At 33.5% G+C, this 16,714-nt stretch carries 17 protein-coding genes and 1 other annotated feature (1 of these 18 cut by a window edge); of the genes, 14 read left to right on the forward strand and 3 right to left on the reverse strand.

Annotated features, from left to right (window positions below; translation table 11 throughout):
- The 14 genes from N4A40_10860 to N4A40_10925 all read left to right on the forward strand — a co-directional run.
- A partial coding sequence (locus N4A40_10860) for a PTS ascorbate transporter subunit IIC (GenBank protein MCT4662352.1) occupies positions 1-1,102 on the forward strand: 1,102 nt, incomplete at its 5' end.
- An 80-nt stretch (positions 1,103-1,182) separates the two neighbouring features.
- Positions 1,183-1,995, forward strand: coding sequence for an HAD family hydrolase (locus N4A40_10865; GenBank protein MCT4662353.1), 813 nt, complete (start codon positions 1,183-1,185; stop codon positions 1,993-1,995).
- Positions 1,996-2,103: 108 nt separating this feature from the next.
- Positions 2,104-2,547: a PTS sugar transporter subunit IIA gene (locus N4A40_10870; protein ID MCT4662354.1), complete on the forward strand. Its 444-nt coding sequence runs from the start codon at positions 2,104-2,106 to the stop codon at positions 2,545-2,547.
- 16 nt (positions 2,548-2,563) lie between these two features.
- Positions 2,564-3,628, forward strand: coding sequence for an L-ascorbate 6-phosphate lactonase (gene ulaG / locus N4A40_10875; GenBank protein MCT4662355.1), 1,065 nt, complete (start codon positions 2,564-2,566; stop codon positions 3,626-3,628).
- Positions 3,629-3,693: 65 nt separating this feature from the next.
- On the forward strand, positions 3,694-3,972 hold the full coding sequence (locus tag N4A40_10880; protein MCT4662356.1) for a PTS sugar transporter subunit IIB: 279 nt from the start codon (positions 3,694-3,696) through the stop codon (positions 3,970-3,972).
- A 60-nt stretch (positions 3,973-4,032) separates the two neighbouring features.
- Positions 4,033-4,686 carry a 3-keto-L-gulonate-6-phosphate decarboxylase UlaD gene (locus N4A40_10885; GenBank protein MCT4662357.1) on the forward strand — a complete coding sequence of 218 codons (654 nt, stop codon included), beginning with the start codon at positions 4,033-4,035 and terminating at the stop codon, positions 4,684-4,686.
- 4 nt (positions 4,687-4,690) lie between these two features.
- Entirely contained in the window at positions 4,691-5,554 is an 864-nt protein-coding gene (locus tag N4A40_10890) for an L-ribulose-5-phosphate 3-epimerase (protein ID MCT4662358.1), read from the forward strand.
- Positions 5,548-6,243, forward strand: coding sequence for an L-ribulose-5-phosphate 4-epimerase (gene araD, locus N4A40_10895; GenBank protein ID MCT4662359.1), 696 nt, complete (start codon positions 5,548-5,550; stop codon positions 6,241-6,243). The genes N4A40_10890 and araD overlap by 7 nt, the downstream gene beginning before the upstream one ends.
- Before the next feature lie 21 nt (positions 6,244-6,264).
- Positions 6,265-7,206 carry a winged helix-turn-helix transcriptional regulator gene (locus tag N4A40_10900; protein ID MCT4662360.1) on the forward strand — a complete coding sequence of 314 codons (942 nt, stop codon included), beginning with the start codon at positions 6,265-6,267 and terminating at the stop codon, positions 7,204-7,206.
- Between the two features lie 150 nt (positions 7,207-7,356).
- Positions 7,357-8,586, forward strand: a complete 1,230-nt coding sequence (locus N4A40_10905; protein MCT4662361.1) for a patatin-like phospholipase family protein — start codon at positions 7,357-7,359, stop codon at positions 8,584-8,586.
- A gap of 43 nt (positions 8,587-8,629) precedes the next feature.
- Positions 8,630-9,004, forward strand: coding sequence for a GNAT family N-acetyltransferase (locus N4A40_10910; protein MCT4662362.1), 375 nt, complete (start codon positions 8,630-8,632; stop codon positions 9,002-9,004).
- Between the two features lie 201 nt (positions 9,005-9,205).
- On the forward strand, positions 9,206-10,630 hold the full coding sequence (locus N4A40_10915) for a YfcC family protein (protein MCT4662363.1): 1,425 nt from the start codon (positions 9,206-9,208) through the stop codon (positions 10,628-10,630).
- A gap of 277 nt (positions 10,631-10,907) precedes the next feature.
- Positions 10,908-12,140 (forward strand): EAL domain-containing protein, encoded by a 1,233-nt coding sequence (locus tag N4A40_10920; GenBank protein MCT4662364.1) that lies wholly within the window; start codon positions 10,908-10,910, stop codon positions 12,138-12,140.
- 78 nt (positions 12,141-12,218) lie between these two features.
- Positions 12,219-13,493, forward strand: coding sequence for an MFS transporter (locus tag N4A40_10925; GenBank protein ID MCT4662365.1), 1,275 nt, complete (start codon positions 12,219-12,221; stop codon positions 13,491-13,493).
- A gap of 68 nt (positions 13,494-13,561) precedes the next feature.
- Here N4A40_10925 and N4A40_10930 read toward each other — a convergent pair whose 3' ends face one another.
- The 3 genes from N4A40_10930 to cysK all read right to left on the reverse strand — a co-directional run bounded on the left by N4A40_10930 (position 13,562) and on the right by cysK (position 16,408).
- The gene (locus N4A40_10930; protein MCT4662366.1) at positions 13,562-14,914 is read right to left on the reverse strand and encodes an ABC transporter substrate-binding protein; all 1,353 of its coding nucleotides are present in this window, start codon (positions 14,912-14,914) and stop codon (positions 13,562-13,564) included.
- Between the two features lie 106 nt (positions 14,915-15,020).
- Positions 15,021-15,506 carry a serine O-acetyltransferase gene (locus N4A40_10935; protein MCT4662367.1) on the reverse strand — a complete coding sequence of 162 codons (486 nt, stop codon included), beginning with the start codon at positions 15,504-15,506 and terminating at the stop codon, positions 15,021-15,023.
- Complete coding sequence (gene cysK / locus N4A40_10940; GenBank protein ID MCT4662368.1) at positions 15,503-16,408, reverse strand: cysteine synthase A; 906 nt, start codon at positions 16,406-16,408, stop codon at positions 15,503-15,505. The genes N4A40_10935 and cysK overlap by 4 nt, the downstream gene beginning before the upstream one ends.
- 97 nt (positions 16,409-16,505) lie before the next feature.
- Positions 16,506-16,714, reverse strand: a binding site (T-box leader); it runs 23 nt beyond the window's last position.

The following is a 16,714-nucleotide window of genomic DNA, read 5'->3' on the forward strand; positions in this document are numbered from 1 at the left end:
AATGCTTATAGCATTTGCGTGGAACATTTTATTAGTTGCATTTAGAAAGTACACTAAGGTTCGTCCATTATTTATTACTGGACACATTATGTATCAGCAATCAGCAGTACTTCTTTGGGCATTATACACAGTAATAGAAGGCGTAGATGTTCAAGTATCTCCTATGTTAATAGGTGTAACAGGACTTCTAGTTGGAACATATTGGTCAGTAATGTCAAACTTAGTAATAGAAGCAACTCAAGAGGTTACAGATGGAGCAGGATTTACACTTGGACATCAACAGATGTTTGGCGCATGGCTTGCTTATAGAGTTGGTGGCTTAGTTGGTAAAAAAGAAAATTCGGTAGACAATGTTCAATTGCCTGGATGGCTTTCTGTTTTTAATGATAATATAGTTTCAAATGTGGTTCTTATGACAGCATTTGTTGGAACTATAATGGTGGTTATCGGCAAGGAAGCATTTGATTATAATACTAGTAAATATTGGTTTGGAACATATATATTTGAAACAACAGCATACTTTGCAGTATATATTACTATAATATTAACTGGAGTAAGAATGTTTGTTGCAGAACTTACTACTTCATTCCACGGTATATCTGATAAGTTGTTACAAGGTGCAGTACCAGCAGTTGACTGTGCTGTAACATTTGGTTATGCGCCTAATGCACCGACTTATGGATTTATATTTGGATTCTTCGGACAAATTACAGCAATTGGTGCGTTAGTTGCAATGAAATCACCGATTCTTATCATAGCTGGATTTATCTGTTTATTCTTTGATAATGGAACACTTGCTATATTTGCAAATAAATCAGGTGGACGTAGAGCAGCTGCGATTATTCCATTTTTTGCAGGTATGATTCAAGTTTTAGGATCAGCGCTTGTTCTTACAGTTCTTAAGGAAAGTGATCTAGTTATTGGATGGATGGGTATGTTTGACTGGGCTACGCTTTGGTCAGGAACGGTACTTGCTAGTAAGGCAGTTGGTATAGCATTCCCAATAGCACTTATCGCAGGATTGTTAGTGTTACCACAATTACATTACAAGAGATATAAAGAAACTTACTTTACAACAATGAGAGATACAAGAGCTAAATAAATAACTAATAGGCAAAAGGAAATTGTACAGTAATTATGAAAGAGACTGTGCAATTTCCTGCTTTATAGGAGAAAAAAGATATGTATAAATTAGCGGTTTTTGACTTGGATGGAACTTTATTAGATGAGAAACATGAGATTTCAAGAGAAAACAAGGATTCGATACTAAAGTTAGAAGAATTAGGATGCAAAATAGTTATAGCTACGGGAAGATCAGATCTTCTTGTAAAAGAATATGTAAAGAAATTGGGAGTTAAGACACCAGTTATTTCGTGTAATGGTGCGATGATAAGAAATCCCATGACGAAAGAAGTATGGCGAAAGCGAATTATGTCTAGTGAAAAAGTTAGAGATATTCTAAGTATATGTAATGAAGAACAATTTACCTATATGGCATATTCTGATGAATATATATTTACTATTCCAAGTAAACGCCTGGAGTATTTTCAAACGAGGAATAAAAAACTAGAAGAAGATTGCAAAGTGCCATTTAGAGTAAATGAAAGTATCGATTGTATATTGAAAGAAGAAATTTATAAAATACTGATAATAGAAGAAGATAGCAATAGATTTGAATTGCTTAGAGATAAATTTGTTGGAATTGAGGGGCTTGAGATATGTCAGTCAAGCAAAGGCCTCATGGATTTTATGGTCGAAGGCACAAGTAAAAGAGGTGCTATAGAATGGTTAGCCGGTGAATATAGCATAGATAGAAGTGATATTTTGGCATTTGGTGATAATTACAATGATATTGAGATGCTAAAATTTGCAGGGTGTGCTGTAACTACTGAAAATGCGGTGGAAGAAGTAAAGGAGATAGCAGATTATGTATCTATACACCACGATGACAATGGAGTGTCTTGGGCTATAGAGAACTATGTATTGAAGAAATGATGCACAAATGTGCAAAAAGTTGTAAACGCATTGACAAATGTGCAGTGTGAAATTAATATATAATTATAAATCGTATCTGAGTGAAATGCAAAATAGGAGGCAGGCAATATGTTTGGAAATTTTGATTTGACAAAAGAATTTATTCAATTTAAAGATGAGGTTAGAGATTGGGAAGAGGCGGTAGTAGAGTCTTCGAAACCACTTCTAGATAATGGCTTTGTAAAGCAGTCTTATATAGATGCAATGATTGAATGCATCAAGGAATATGGGCCATATGTTGTTATTGCACCGAATTTGGCTTTACCTCATGCGAGACCAGAAACGGGTTCGGTTAAAGTAGGGTTTAGCATAATGAAGTTGAAAAAAGCAGTTGCTTTTTCAGAAGCAGAAGATCACCAAGTTAGGTTGTTAATTGCACTATCGTGTGTTGATGCAGATATGCATATGAAAATGCTTCAAGGCATAGTTGAAGTTTTTAGTGATAGTTCAAAATTTGAGGCTATTTTAAATGCTACATCAAAAGATGAAATGCTAGAATTGTTTAAGATATAAAAGAGGAGTGGATAGTATGGCAAAAGTAGATGAGATTACAAGAGAAAGTTGGATATTGAGTACATTTCCGGAGTGGGGTACTTGGTTGAATGAAGAAATAGAGCAAGAGGTAGTAGAACCTGGAACTTTTGCAATGTGGTGGTTAGGTTGTACTGGAGTTTGGGTTAAATCAGAAGGAAATGCAAATATACTTATAGACCTTTGGGTAAAATCGGGGAAAAAGACAAAATCAAACCCTCTTATGAGAGAACAGCATCAGCATCAAAGAATGATTGGTTGTCTGAAATTACAGCCAAATCTTAGAAATGTTCCTTGTGTAATAGATCCATTTGCAATAAAAGAACTAGATGCAGTATTGTCGACACATGATCATGGCGATCACATTGACGAAAATGTTGCAGCAGCAGTTCTTCAGAATTGTGATGAAAGTGTTCCGTTTATTGGGCCAAAAGCATGCGTCGATTTATGGATTAGCTGGGGAGTCCCAGAAAAACGATGCATAGTTGTGAAACCTGGAGATGTTGTAAAAGTAAAGGATACAGAAATAGTAGCTCTTGAATCTTTTGACAGGACTGAACTTGTTACAGCTCCAGCTGGAATGATATTGAAAGACAAGCCTGTTAGAGATATGGATACATTAGCAGTTAACTATTTGATAAAAACACCAGGTGGAAATTTATATCATAGTGGAGATTCTCACTATTCGAATTACTATGCAAAGCATGGAAATGATCACAAAATAGATGTAGCACTTGGGTCGTTTGGAGAGAATCCAAGGGGAATGACTGATAAGATGTCTTCTATAGATATATTAAAAATGGCAGAGTGCTTGAATACAGATGTTGTTATTCCATTCCATCATGATATCTGGACAAATTTCCAAGCTGATCCAAAAGAAATATTGACACTTTGGAATATGAGAAAACACGTATTGGAATACAAATTCACGCCATTTATCTGGCAAGTAGGTGGAAAATTCACTTATCCAAATGATAGAGCTAAACTAGAGTATCACTATCCAAGAGGATTTGATGATGCATTTGCTATAGAACCAGATCTTCCATTCAAAGCATTATTATAAAAATAGAAATCATGAGAAGTTTTTGATTTTTTTCAAAAACTTCTCGATTAAAAGGAGTGTTCGATATGTTAAAGGTATTAGCTGCATGTGGTAACGGTATGGGATCAAGTATGATAATAAAAATGAAGATAGAAAAAGTTTTAAAAGAAATGGGAATTGAATATCAAGTGCATCATTGTAGCGTAGGTCAAGCAACATCGGATGCGAAAAATTTTGATGTAGTGCTTGTATCACAAGCATTTGTAAAGGATTTTTCAAATGCTGGAAATGCTAAGGTTATAGGATTATTAAACCTTTTATCAGAAGATGAGATTAAAACAAAATTACAAGAAGCATTAGCGTAAAGACGGCGAGGCTGGTTATTGTAAGATAACCGCCTTTTATATATAAAGGAGGATATTAAAATGGAACCAAAATTACAAGTTGCATTAGATAATACTAGCTTAAGTGATGCTATGGGAGCTATAAGAGAAATTGGAGAGCATGTAGATGTTATAGAAGTGGGAACTATATTGCATGTAGCAGAAGGTTTAGAGCCAGTAAGATGTTTAAGAGCATTGTATCCTGAAAAGACGATATTAGCAGATATAAAAGGGGCGGATGCTGGTAGTTTACTTGCAAAACAATGTTTTGGAGCAGGAGCAAATTGGATGACTGTGATTTGCTGTGCGGAAATCCCTACAATGACAGGTATGCTAGGGGTAGCTAAAGAATTTGGTGAAGACAGAGATGTTCAAATTGAATTGTATGGTGATTGGACTTGGGAACAAGCAGAATCTTGGAAAGAAGCAGGACTTGAGCAAGTAGTTTACCACAGATCAAGGGATGCACAAGCAGCTGGTAAAGGCTGGGGAGATGAGGACTTAGAAAAAATAGGAAAGCTTTGTGATATGGGATTTAAGGTTACTGTAACAGGTGGTCTTACAATAGACGATTTAAAACTATTTAAAGCTTATCCAATATATTGCTTTATAGCTGGTAGAAGCATAAGAGATGCGCAGTCTCCATCAGAAGCAGCAAAGTCGTTTAAAGCGGAAATAGCTAAGCATTGGAGCTAGTTATATGAATAAAAAAATGGTACCAATAGGAATATATGAAAAGGCTATACCGAATGCATTTGATTGGTCTAAAAAAATAGAGGTAGCTAAAAGTGCAGGATTTGATTTTATTGAAATGTCTGTAGATGAAAGCGATGAAAGATTAGCTAGATTAGAATGGACTAAAGAAAAGAGAAAAGAACTCAGAGATTTACTCTACGAAAACAATATGTATATAAATTCTATGTGCTTAAGTGGTCACAGAAGATTTCCTTTTGGCAGTAGTGATGAGCTGAAAAGAAAACGCGCATTTGAAATCATGGATAAAGCTTTAGAATTGGCGGCTGATTTAGGCATACGAAATATTCAACTTGCTGGATATGATGTTTACTATGAAGAGCATACTGAGATAAGTGAAAGACTATTTATAGAGGGTTTGAGATACAGTGCAGCTAGGGCAGCGTCTTATAATATTATGCTTTCTATAGAAATAATGGATACGGAGTTTATAGGAACTATAACTAGATGCTTGAAATATATAGATCTTGTTAAATCGCCTTGGCTAAAAATTTATCCAGATTTAGGGAATTTATCTCAGTGGACAGATTCGCCGGAAACGGAGCTAGAAAAGGGAATCAACCATATTGTAGCAATACACTTAAAGGATACTAAATCTGGAATATTTAAATGTGTGCCTTTTGGAGAAGGTGATGTTAGATTTACTGAATTATCTAACAAACTAAAAGAGCTTAGATATAGCGGACCGTTTTTGATAGAGATGTGGGCAGATAATGACAAGGAATACACAGTTGAGGACTCAGTAAGCGAAGTAAAACAAGCTAAACTATGGCTTGAAGAACAAATGAAATTGGGTGATTTTAAATGTTAGAATCTTTGAAAAAAGAAGTATTTGAAGCAAATCTTGAATTAGTTAAGCAAGGATTGGTCATATACACTTGGGGAAATGTAAGTGGAATAGATCGTGAAAAAGGCTTAATAGTAATTAAGCCTAGTGGAGTGAATTATGATATAATGAAACCAGAAGATATGGTGGTTATGAATTTGGACGGAGAAGTGGTAGAAGGTAATTTGAGACCTTCATCGGATGCTCCTACTCATTTGGAGTTATACAGACAATTTAAAGACATAAAAGGAGTTGTTCATACGCATTCATCTTGGGCAACGTCTTGGGCGCAAGCAGGAAGAGATATTCCTTGTTATGGTACAACTCATGCAGATTATTTTTATGGTGCAGTACCGTGTACTAGAAAACTTACCAAAGAAGAAATTGATGGTGAGTATGAACTAAATACTGGTAAAGTCATAGTGGAGACATTTAAAGAGAGAGACTTGGAACCACTAGAAGTGCCTGGCGTTATAATAACAAGTCATGGACCATTTTCATGGGGAAAAAGTCCCAAAGATGCAGTACACAATGCTAAAGTGATAGAAGAAGTTGCAAAAATGGCTTATAGGACAGAAAAAATAGATATGAAAGTTGAAAATATTGATGAGAATCTATTGAATAAACATTATTTGAGAAAGCATGGTGCTAATGCATATTATGGGCAGAAATAAATGAATTAGGGAGTCAGCTTTATGGAAAATGAAAGATATTTACTCATTGAAATAGCAGTTATGTATTATTTAGAGGGAAAAACACAAAATCAAATAGCAAAGGAACTATATATATCTAGGCCTAAAGTGTCCAGAATGTTAAAAAAAGCTAAGGAACTAGGTGTTGTGGATATAAGCATTAACTATGACTGCGATATGTTAGAGCTTTTGCAAAATGAAATTAAGGACAGATTTGGTATTCACAATGTCATGCTTGTGAAAACATTATCTAGTTACGAAGATACGGTAAATGAAATCGGAAAAATGGCAGCAAAGGTACTGATAAAAGAAATTAGAGATGATATGACCATAGGCATATCTTGGGGACATAGTGTTCGTTCTACAGTATCGCAGCTTAAAAAGCAAGAATTTCAAGACTTAAAAGTAGTTGAACTCTTTGGAGCAATTAGTTATGATGCAAATAGTATGCTGAGCATAGGCCGAACTCTAACTAGCAAGTTAGGCGGAAAGCTCTATCCTTTGCCAGCTCCAATATATATAAATAACGATATAGCTAGAGACGCTGTGTTGAATACACCTGTGGTAAAGAATACTCTTGATATGATTGATAACTGTGATTTGGTTTTAAGTGGATTAGGAGCTTTAGAACAAGGGATTATACAAACTGTTTGGGATGAGTATATAGAAGCAGATTCAAAGGATAGGATTAAAGCTGATGGTGGTGTTGGATTTTTATGTGCACACTTTTTTGATCAAAATGGTAAGTTTCTAGATATTCCTATAAACCACAATATAATTGGAATATCTACGGAAAAAATTAAAGAGCATAAACTCATAGTAGTAGCTGGTGGATTAAAGAAAGCTAAATCAATATTGGGTGCGCTAAGAGGCGGATATATAGATACACTAATTTCTGATGAAGATACACTCAAAGAAGTGTTGAGATTAGCTAAAAATAAATAGAAAAGAATTTATTTTGAGAAGTTTTTTCAGTTTATATTGGGAAAACTTCTTTTTTTATGTAAATTATTCGAAATGATTATTTTTGAAATTGTAATTAAAGGATATAATAAATAAGAACGGATTTATTATATTATAAAGGAGGAGTTTTTTATGTATGGAGTGGTACTAGAAGGTGGAGGAGCGAAGGGCTCTTATCATATAGGCGCTTATAAGGCTATTTTAGAATTGGAAATACCAGTAGGATTAATAGCTGGAACATCGATAGGTGCTGTTAATGGTGCAGCTATGGCGCAAGGAGATTTTGATAAAGCATATGAACTTTGGTGGAATATAAAAAACTCTATGGTTTTTGATGTTGAAGACCAACATATTGAAAAGTGGAAAAATTTAAACATAGACATGGAGACGTTAGATTATATTGCGAGCAAGCTTAAAGATATAATTGGTAAGGGAGGGCTAGATACTAGTGTTATGAGATCCCTATTGGAAAATATAATTGATGAGCAGAAACTGAGAAATTCAGAGATAGATTTTGCTTTAGTAACGGTTTCACTTAGTGATATGAAACCAGTAGAAGTATATAAAGATGATATACCAGAAGGCGAAATCATCTCATATATACTTGCTAGTGCTAGTTTTCCTGGGTTTAAAAGTGAGCCTGTTGGTGGAAAATTATTTGTGGATGGAGGAGTATACAATAATTTACCTATAAATTTGGTTTATCAAAAAGGTTACAAAGATATAATTTCAATTAGAACTCATGGATTAGGTAGGGAAAAGAAAAATGTACTGCCTAAGGGTGTGAAAAATATAATTATAGAGCCTAGAGAAGAGCTAGGAAAAACTTTGGATTTTGATGAAGATGTAGCACGATATAATATTCAATTGGGTTATTATGATGCTATGAAAGCGTTAAAAAACTTATTTGGTAAAAAATACTATATAGATCAAATGTTTGATGAAAAATATTTTTTGAGCAAATTAATGGATATAGATGGTAGTATTATAGAGATAATTAAATCCAAAATGGGAGAAAAAGATGAGTTGCCGGCTAAAAGGTTCTTATTTGAGAGTATGATACCTAAAATCATAAAAATGCTAGAGTTAGAAGAAAATACAACTTATGAAGAATTGGTATTATCGCTCTACGAAGTTTTAGCACAAAAATATGAAATTAAGAGATTTGAGATATATGATGCAAGAGATTTCATGGAGATAGTTGAAAAAGAATATGAAAAACGCAAAGGCAATGCTAGGAAAAAGCAAAAACAAAGTTTGATTCCAGGAACATGGCTTTGGGGGGAGCAAAAAAAGAAATTGTTAGAGGAAATTGCTGCATTAATTATTGATAGTGCTGATTTTTTAGTGAATAATAACTAAGGTATCGGGCATAAATGTAATAGTATAGAAGAGAGGTGTTGCTATGATAAGATTTGATAACAACAATAAGATAAAAGCAAAGGAAATTATGAATGTTTTTGATAGTGTAGGAATTAATAAAGATGAAAAATCTATAGTTCAAGCTTTTGGAGATTCTTATTATATCACAGCATATGACGGGAAAAAGTTAATAGGTTTTGTAAGAGCTCTTACTGATTATTACTATTATGCGGTTATATATGATTTTGTTGTTCACAAAGACTATCAAAATAGAGGAATTGGTAGTTTTATGATGAAAGAGATAGTTAATAATTTTGAAGGGTTAGAAATTGCAGTGGTAAAAGCAGAAGGCATAGAAAATTTTCTAAAAGAGCATGAGTTTAACTATGATGGCAAAGCGATGTTTTTAAAGAAATAAAATTAAGTTGTGTTTGATTGAATAATTTTAATTTTACAAAAAATGCATAATAATGTATAATGGTGATAGATATAAAAAGTTAAAAAAATAACGAACATATATTTTGTTGCTGTGAGGTTGAAAGAAAGGACTTTGCTGGGGTGAAGTAAAAATGTTCGTTGTTTTGGGAAGTGCATAAAAATACAAGGGGGATAAATGTTTATGAATAGGATGAAAATGCCTACAGCCTACACTATTTTATTTGCTATCATTATTTTTGTTGCCATCATGACTTGGATTGTTCCAGCAGGACAATATGATATGGCCTTAGATTCAGCCAGTGGAAGAGAAGTCCCAATTGCAGGAACTTACCATCAGATTGAATCTACACCTCAAGGTGTAGGTGATGTTGTGGTAGCTCCAATTAAGGGATTTAAAGATGCTATTGGAGTTTCTCTTTTTGTTCTTATTATAGGAGGATTTTTAGGTGTTACAATGAAAACTGGAGCTATTGACGCATCTATAGCATCGGTGACTATGAAACTGAAGGGGAAAGAGAAGTGGATGATTCCAGTGCTTATGATATTTTTTGGGCTTGGAGGAACCTCATTTGGGATGGCTGAGGAGACTATAGCATTTTATCCACTGATGATACCGATATTTTTAGTTGCGGGTTATGACACTATAACAGCGGTATCGGTTGTTATGTTAGGAGCCGGAATGGGCGTATTGGGTTCTACTGTTAATCCATTTGCAACAGGTATAGCTTCTGGTTTTGCAGAAGTGTCGCTTGGTGAGGGGATATTTTTAAGAGCGTTGATGCTTATAATCGGAGAAATCTTGGCGATAGCATATGTTATGCGCTATGCGGAAAGAGTTAGAAAAGATCCTACAAAATCACTTACTTATTCTACTAAAGAATCGGATTATAAACATTTTGTAAGTCATGAAGAAGAGGCGGAAAACTCATTTCCTGAGTATACTAAAAAGCGAAAATTAATAATGAAATTATTTGTAGTTACTTTTATTATTATGATTATAGGAGTAATACCATTTTCTGATATAGGCATAACTTGGATACCTACACTTGGTTGGTGGTTTGAGGAATTAGCTACACTATTTATGGTTGCAGCGATTGTCATTGGAATTGTGGCAGGGCTAAAAGAAAAAGAATTGGTCAATGCATTTGTAGCGGGCGCTCAAGATCTACTAAGTGTAGCGCTTATAGTAGGTGTATCTAGAGGTATAACTGTCGTTATGCAAGCAGGTCATATAGATGCAACTCTTTTGAATTTTGGAGAGGATACATTAGCACAGCTAAGCAGTGGGGCATTTGCAGTAGTCACATATTTGTTTTATATACCACTTTCGTTTTTGATTCCATCGACATCTGGTCTAGCTACATTGTCTATGCCTATAATGGCTCCACTTGGAGATTTTGCTGGGATTGGTAGAGAACTTGTTATTACTGCATATCAATCGGCTTCGGGCATTGTGAACTTGATTACACCAACAAGTGCGGTTGTAATGGGAGGCTTAGCTATAGGACGAGTTCCATACAATAAATGGCTAAAATTTGTAGGAAAATTCTTAGTCATCGTTATGGTTTTTATTATGGGTATATTGTGGATTGCGGCACAATTTTAATTTCAAAATAGAAAGTATATTTAATCTGATTTTTGGTTATCCTATATTATATTGGTAATGAATTTCAAAATATGGTAAATTATATTGCGACTTGAGAAAGTCGCTTTTTTATTTAAAAATATCAATATAAATAATAGAAAAATACATTTGTTCTCAAGCAGGGGTTAAAAACTAAAACCATTTCGATAAATTGAATAAAATGGGGTAAAATGTAATATGAATGATAATGCCATGATATAATAAAGTAAACTTAAATAGCTTGGGGAGGCTGATGTCCTTGAAAATAAAAAGGATTATTGAGAATAGAAGTGTTCAAATATTGATGCAGGCAATTTTGTCACCATTGAAAGATTTATCTGTTGGAATGGAGGCACTTGCTAGAGGTATTGATTTAGATACTGGCGAGGTTATAGGGGCAGGCGTATTAATAGAGGAAGCGAGGGATAGAGGCTTATTAATAGATTTAGAAAAACTCTTAATAGAAAAAGCAATAGAGTCTTATGCGCCATTTTATAAAATAAAGAGTGAATTATTATTGTTTGTAAATGTAGATGCAGAACTCTTAGAATATTGTATAAATCATGATTTCATAATAGATAAAATGGATGAGCTTAATATACCGTATGGTAATATAGTATTTGATCTAAATGGAATTGATTTTTCCACAAGGGATTTAGCTAAAAATTTTATTAGTAAATATAGAAATTTGGGATTTGCAATATGTATTGATGATTTGGGAAGAGACTACAGTAATTTAGATAAGATAATAATGATGAATCCAGACATTATAAAGATAAATGCTAGCAGATTAAACTCTTTAGCAGATGGAGATTATAAGAAAAATGTCATAGGTTTTTTGAATCATATTGCTCAAAAAATGGGAATGGTTGTAGTTGCTAAAGGTATAGAAGACAAGGCTTCGTGGATACAAGCAGTCAAAAATGGAGCACAGTTTATACAGGGATATTACGTTGCAAAACCCATGGAGATATCTCCAAATGATCTTAATCAGTGGATGGATGATTTATATGACAAAATTCAGATTGAAGATTATTTAGATCAAGACCATATAGAACAAGATAGGGTGATTATGGGAAAACTAGCACGAATGACAGAGCGATTGGGAAAAGAAATTACTCCAGAAATACTGTCTGAATTTGAGACTCATCAAATGGATTATTTTGATAGATATCCTATGATTGAGACTATTTGGTTTGTTGATGAAAATGGAATCCAAACAGGTCCGGCATACAACAATAGTGATAGATACAAAATTAGACATGGTTCTATTTTTCACACATACAAAGCTGGAAGTGATTTTTCAAAGAGTGATATATATAGGCAAATTTGGGATACAATATTGACAGTGTGGCTTACTGAGCCATTTGTTTCCATGATGACAAATAATGTTTGCATAGGAGCATCTTCTTATGTTGCAAACAGTAAGTATATAGTGTGTATGAACATAAATTATGAAGCTTTTCTTAAAAGGAAGCAAAAGATAAAATAGTTATAAAAAAGTATACCCTATGAATTGAGATTGTAAATATGCTAAAATGTTTATTCAAATACGAATAGGGGTGGATTTATGAGAGAGGGGTTAATTTTATCTAAAATAAAAGAAAGTTATGGTGGATTGCCAAGAAGTATATATATATTATTTATAGCTAGAATCATAAACCGAATTGGTGGATTTGTATATGCTTTTTTAACTATATACATGAGAACTAAATTAGGAATGAGTGAAAGTGAAATTGGTTACTTCATAATGATACAAGGGGCATTGTCTATGGCATCACCATTTGTTGGTGGTCATATAGCAGATAAGAAAGGACGTAAATTTATTTATATTTTAGCACCTAGTATATCAGCTGCTCTGTTTATGGCATGTGGAATCTTTACTGACACTAATCCTGAAATTGTGCCTATTTTGATAATAATAGCATCCATGTTAAATAATCTGGTAGGGCCAATAAACAGTGCTATGGTTGCAGATATTACTAAGACTCCAGAAGAGAGAAGAAAAGCATATTCACTTCTTTATCTTGGCATAAACTTAGGTGTAGCTATTGGACCAATAATAGGCGGATTTTTGCTAGCGAATTATACGAAATGGTTTTTCTTTGGTGATGGCATAACTACGTTTTTAAGCGTAATTTTGGTTGCGATTTTTGTAAAAGAAACTATGCTTAGTCACGATGAAATGAAATTATTTGAAGGAAATGAAAAAATGGAATCTGGAAGTACTCTTCGTGTATTATTTAAAAAACCAGTTTTAGTGGTATTTACTGTATTTTCAATGTTAAGTGCTACAGTTTATGCTCAATCTAGTTTTGGATTCTCACTTCATTTAGCAGATGTCTTTGGAGATGAGCTTGGACCTAAGTATTTAGGTATGCTGATGAGTTTCAATGCTATAGTAGTAATTATTTTCACCATGTTTATAACAGAATTCTTAAAGAACAAAGAAGAAATCAATAATATTGCTATTGCATCGCTGTTAAATGCAATTGGCTTTGGTATGCTTGCCTTTGTTGGAGGGCAATTGCCATTATATTTCTTGTCTGTACTTATTTGGACATGGGGAGAGATTATCATGGTTACTAATAATTCAGTGTTTATAATGTCGCATACCCCGGTTAACTATAGAGGGCGATTTAACGCTATAATTAGTTTTATTACAGGTGTTGGATTTGTAACTAGCCCTAAAATAATGAGCTATTTTATAGAAGGCTATGGATATCAAGTTGCTTGGCAAGTCGTTGGCGCTGCTGCGTTAATTTCTACTATAGGATTTATACTAACGGGTAAAATTGATAGTAGAAGAAATGATAATAAAGCTGATAGTAGAAAAAGAGCTTAAGATATAAATAGACGCAAAATCAAAAAAACCTTAGAATTCAGCATTAATCTGTATTCTAAGGTTTTGATTTATTCGTCATAATTGTTTTTTTCTAATTCTAAAATGATTGTTTGCATATTATCTAAAGCATCTTTAGATGATGTGCCCGACAAAAATACATCGTGTACTGATTCTTGGATAGTATCAGAAAATTTATGATAATAAGATAAATGTGGTCTGGATTTACTTTGCTCTAAGATATTTTTTGTTTTATCTAAAGCTGGTAAATTATTCCATGTATCCGATGAATCATATAAATGCTTTAGACTAGGTAGATGGCTAAGATTTTTTGCTGAAAGAGATTGAGCATACTCGCCTGCTCGGTATTTAGCAAATAGAAGGGCTTCTTCTTTATGCTCCGAGTTAGCAGCAATCATTAATTGCCAACCACCTAGAGTAGAGTGCGAGTGTTCGCTAGAATCAATAGTTGGAAGAGCTGAAATATCAACCTTACCAACTATCGAAGAATTAATAGCATTTTGTGATATATTCCAACCAGAAGACCAATCTCTCAAAAAAAGTAAATGTCCGGCTGTGAATAATGCCCTTGCATCTCCACTTGAAAAATTAAGTATATTTTTAGGTGTTATTTGATACCTATTTCTAAGATCTATCATAAGCTGAAAGGCTTCAGCATTTTTATCTGAATTTAATATGAATTCATTGTTTGGATTAATGATATCACTGTCATGATTCCATATAAATTCAAGGAAATTACAAGTGAGCCCTTCAAAAGATTTCCATGAACCAGCATAGCCGTACAAATCTTTTTCTTCGGAAGTGATGTGCTTTGAAATCGAAATTAATTCATTCCAGGTTTTAGGAGGCTCATAGCCATACTTTGTTAAAAGATCCTTTCTATAATAAAGCATCCCTGCATCTACGCGATAAGGTAAACCATAAATAACATCATCAACCATCGCAGCATCTATAGCTGGTTTTAAAAATGTATTCCGCTCTTCTTTAGTAATAAATTGGTCTATAGGCCATACTAAATTTTGATTTACTAATACTGCTGGCCAAGTTACATCTGCATCAAAAACATCAACTCTTGTATTTTTTTGTTTTAAAGCATTTATTAAGATTTCGAGTTTTTCATCAGTGTTACTAGGTAGTTCTATAAGATTTATTTTGATGTCTGGGTGCAAAACTTCGAATGAAGATATTATTGCAGATCTAGTTCCATCTTCGATGCCATGAGAAAAATAATTGATTTCAATCTTGCTGTCGGAAGATTCTGGTTCGCTACTTGGAATAGTAATATTAGAATCGGAAATAGAATCTGTAGTTGTTTCTTTAGAATTATTGATATCTGTGTTATTACATGCAGTTAGTAAGAATAATAGCATTATAAACACTAATGATTTTGATTTAGAATACATAAAGTAATCACTCCCGTTTTAAAAACTATGATTTTTAATAAATATATTTTTATATTACGTTTAATACCCTGAAATGATATCAAAAAACGTTGCTATTTGCAAATAATTATGATTTTAAAACGGTATTCGGAGGTATATTTTGTTTTATTAATAATGAAGGTGCTAATTTACTATTGTTGCCTATAGAAATACGTCCTATTATTTGAGTGTGAGCACCTATAATTACATTATTGCCAATGATGGGATGTCTATCTATTGCTTTTAATGAACTAGCCCCAAGAGTAACACCGTGATAAATTATGACTTCTTTACCAATTATGGCAGTTTCACCTATAACAACACCCATTCCATGGTCTATAAATACCTCATGATGAATTTTAGCTCCTGGATGAATTTCAATTCCAGTAAGCATTCTGCTTACCTGAGATATAAAACGAGCTATTATGAATCGATTGTGTTTGTAAAAAAAGTGAGCTAATTGATGGTGTAATAGTGCGTGAAAGCCTTGATACATGAAAACTTCCATGGAACTTTTTATAGCAGGGTCTGACTTGCATATAAATTTTATAGTTTCTCTCCATTTTTTTATCATTTTACATCACCAAAAATCCCCATTGAAAGATATTTTTCTCCGCCATCTGGTGCAATTACAACTATTTTATCATTTGGATGTGCATTACTATATTCTATTGCAGCTGCTATATTTGCTCCACTAGAGATACCTAAAAATAATCCTTCATTTAATGCTAAATTTTGAGCACTCTTAAAAGCAGATTCTGATGATATTTGAATTATGTTATCAACTAAGGTAGCATCATAAAGTGGTGGGATGAATCCAGCACCGATTCCTTGTATAGAATGAGGACCAGAATTATTGCCACTTAAAACCGAAGATTCGCTTGGCTCTACTGCAATTGTTTTCAAGTTTGGCAATACTTCTTTTAATTTTTTGCTAGAGCCAATTAATGAACCAGCAGTTCCTACACCTGCTATAAATGCGTTAAATTCGGGCAGGTCATTTAAAATTTCATTGGCAGTATGTTTATAGTGTGCATCCAAATTGCTTTTTGATTCAAATTGTCGTGCTAAAAAATACTTGTTTTCATCATTTGTGTATATTTCATTAGCTTTTTTTATAGCACCATTCATTCCATCTTTTGCAGGTGTTAGTATGATATTAGCTCCATATGCAGATATTATAGATCGTCTTTCTGCACTCATATTTTCGGGCATTACGAGAGTTACATTATATCCTTTGAGCCTTCCTATCATGGCTAAAGCAATTCCGGTATTTCCACTAGTTGGTTCTATTATAGTCATTCCGGATTGAAGAGTTTTATTCAATTCGGCATTTTCTATTATTTCTAGAGCAATTCTATCTTTTATACTGCCACCAAGATTAAATTTTTCAAGTTTAACAAAGATATTTGGGTATTGTTTTAGCTGATAAAGTGGTGTTTTGCCTATTAAATTTAGTAAATTTTTGTATATCATATTTCATCCTCCTAAAAAATAAATGCAATAAGTTCTTTTTAGAAGCACGATGGTCAATAGAGCGATTACAATAAAAAAAGCCTCATCTCTAGAATAATCTAGAGACGAAGCTTATACTCCGTGGTTCCACTCTAATTTTGGACAAAAGTCCTCTCGTAAGACACCATCATGTCTCTTCGCTGTAACGGGCGATCCCGTAGTAGCCTACTGTAAATTCGGTACTCAACTCAAAAGGGCACTTCGAAAAAACATCCAATAGAAATCTCTCAGCTATGATTTCTTCTCTGTAAGTATCAGTCAAATCTA

The organism is Tissierellales bacterium, from assembly GCA_025210965.1.
In the GTDB taxonomy this organism is placed as follows: domain Bacteria; phylum Bacillota; class Clostridia; order Tissierellales; family JAOAQY01; genus JAOAQY01.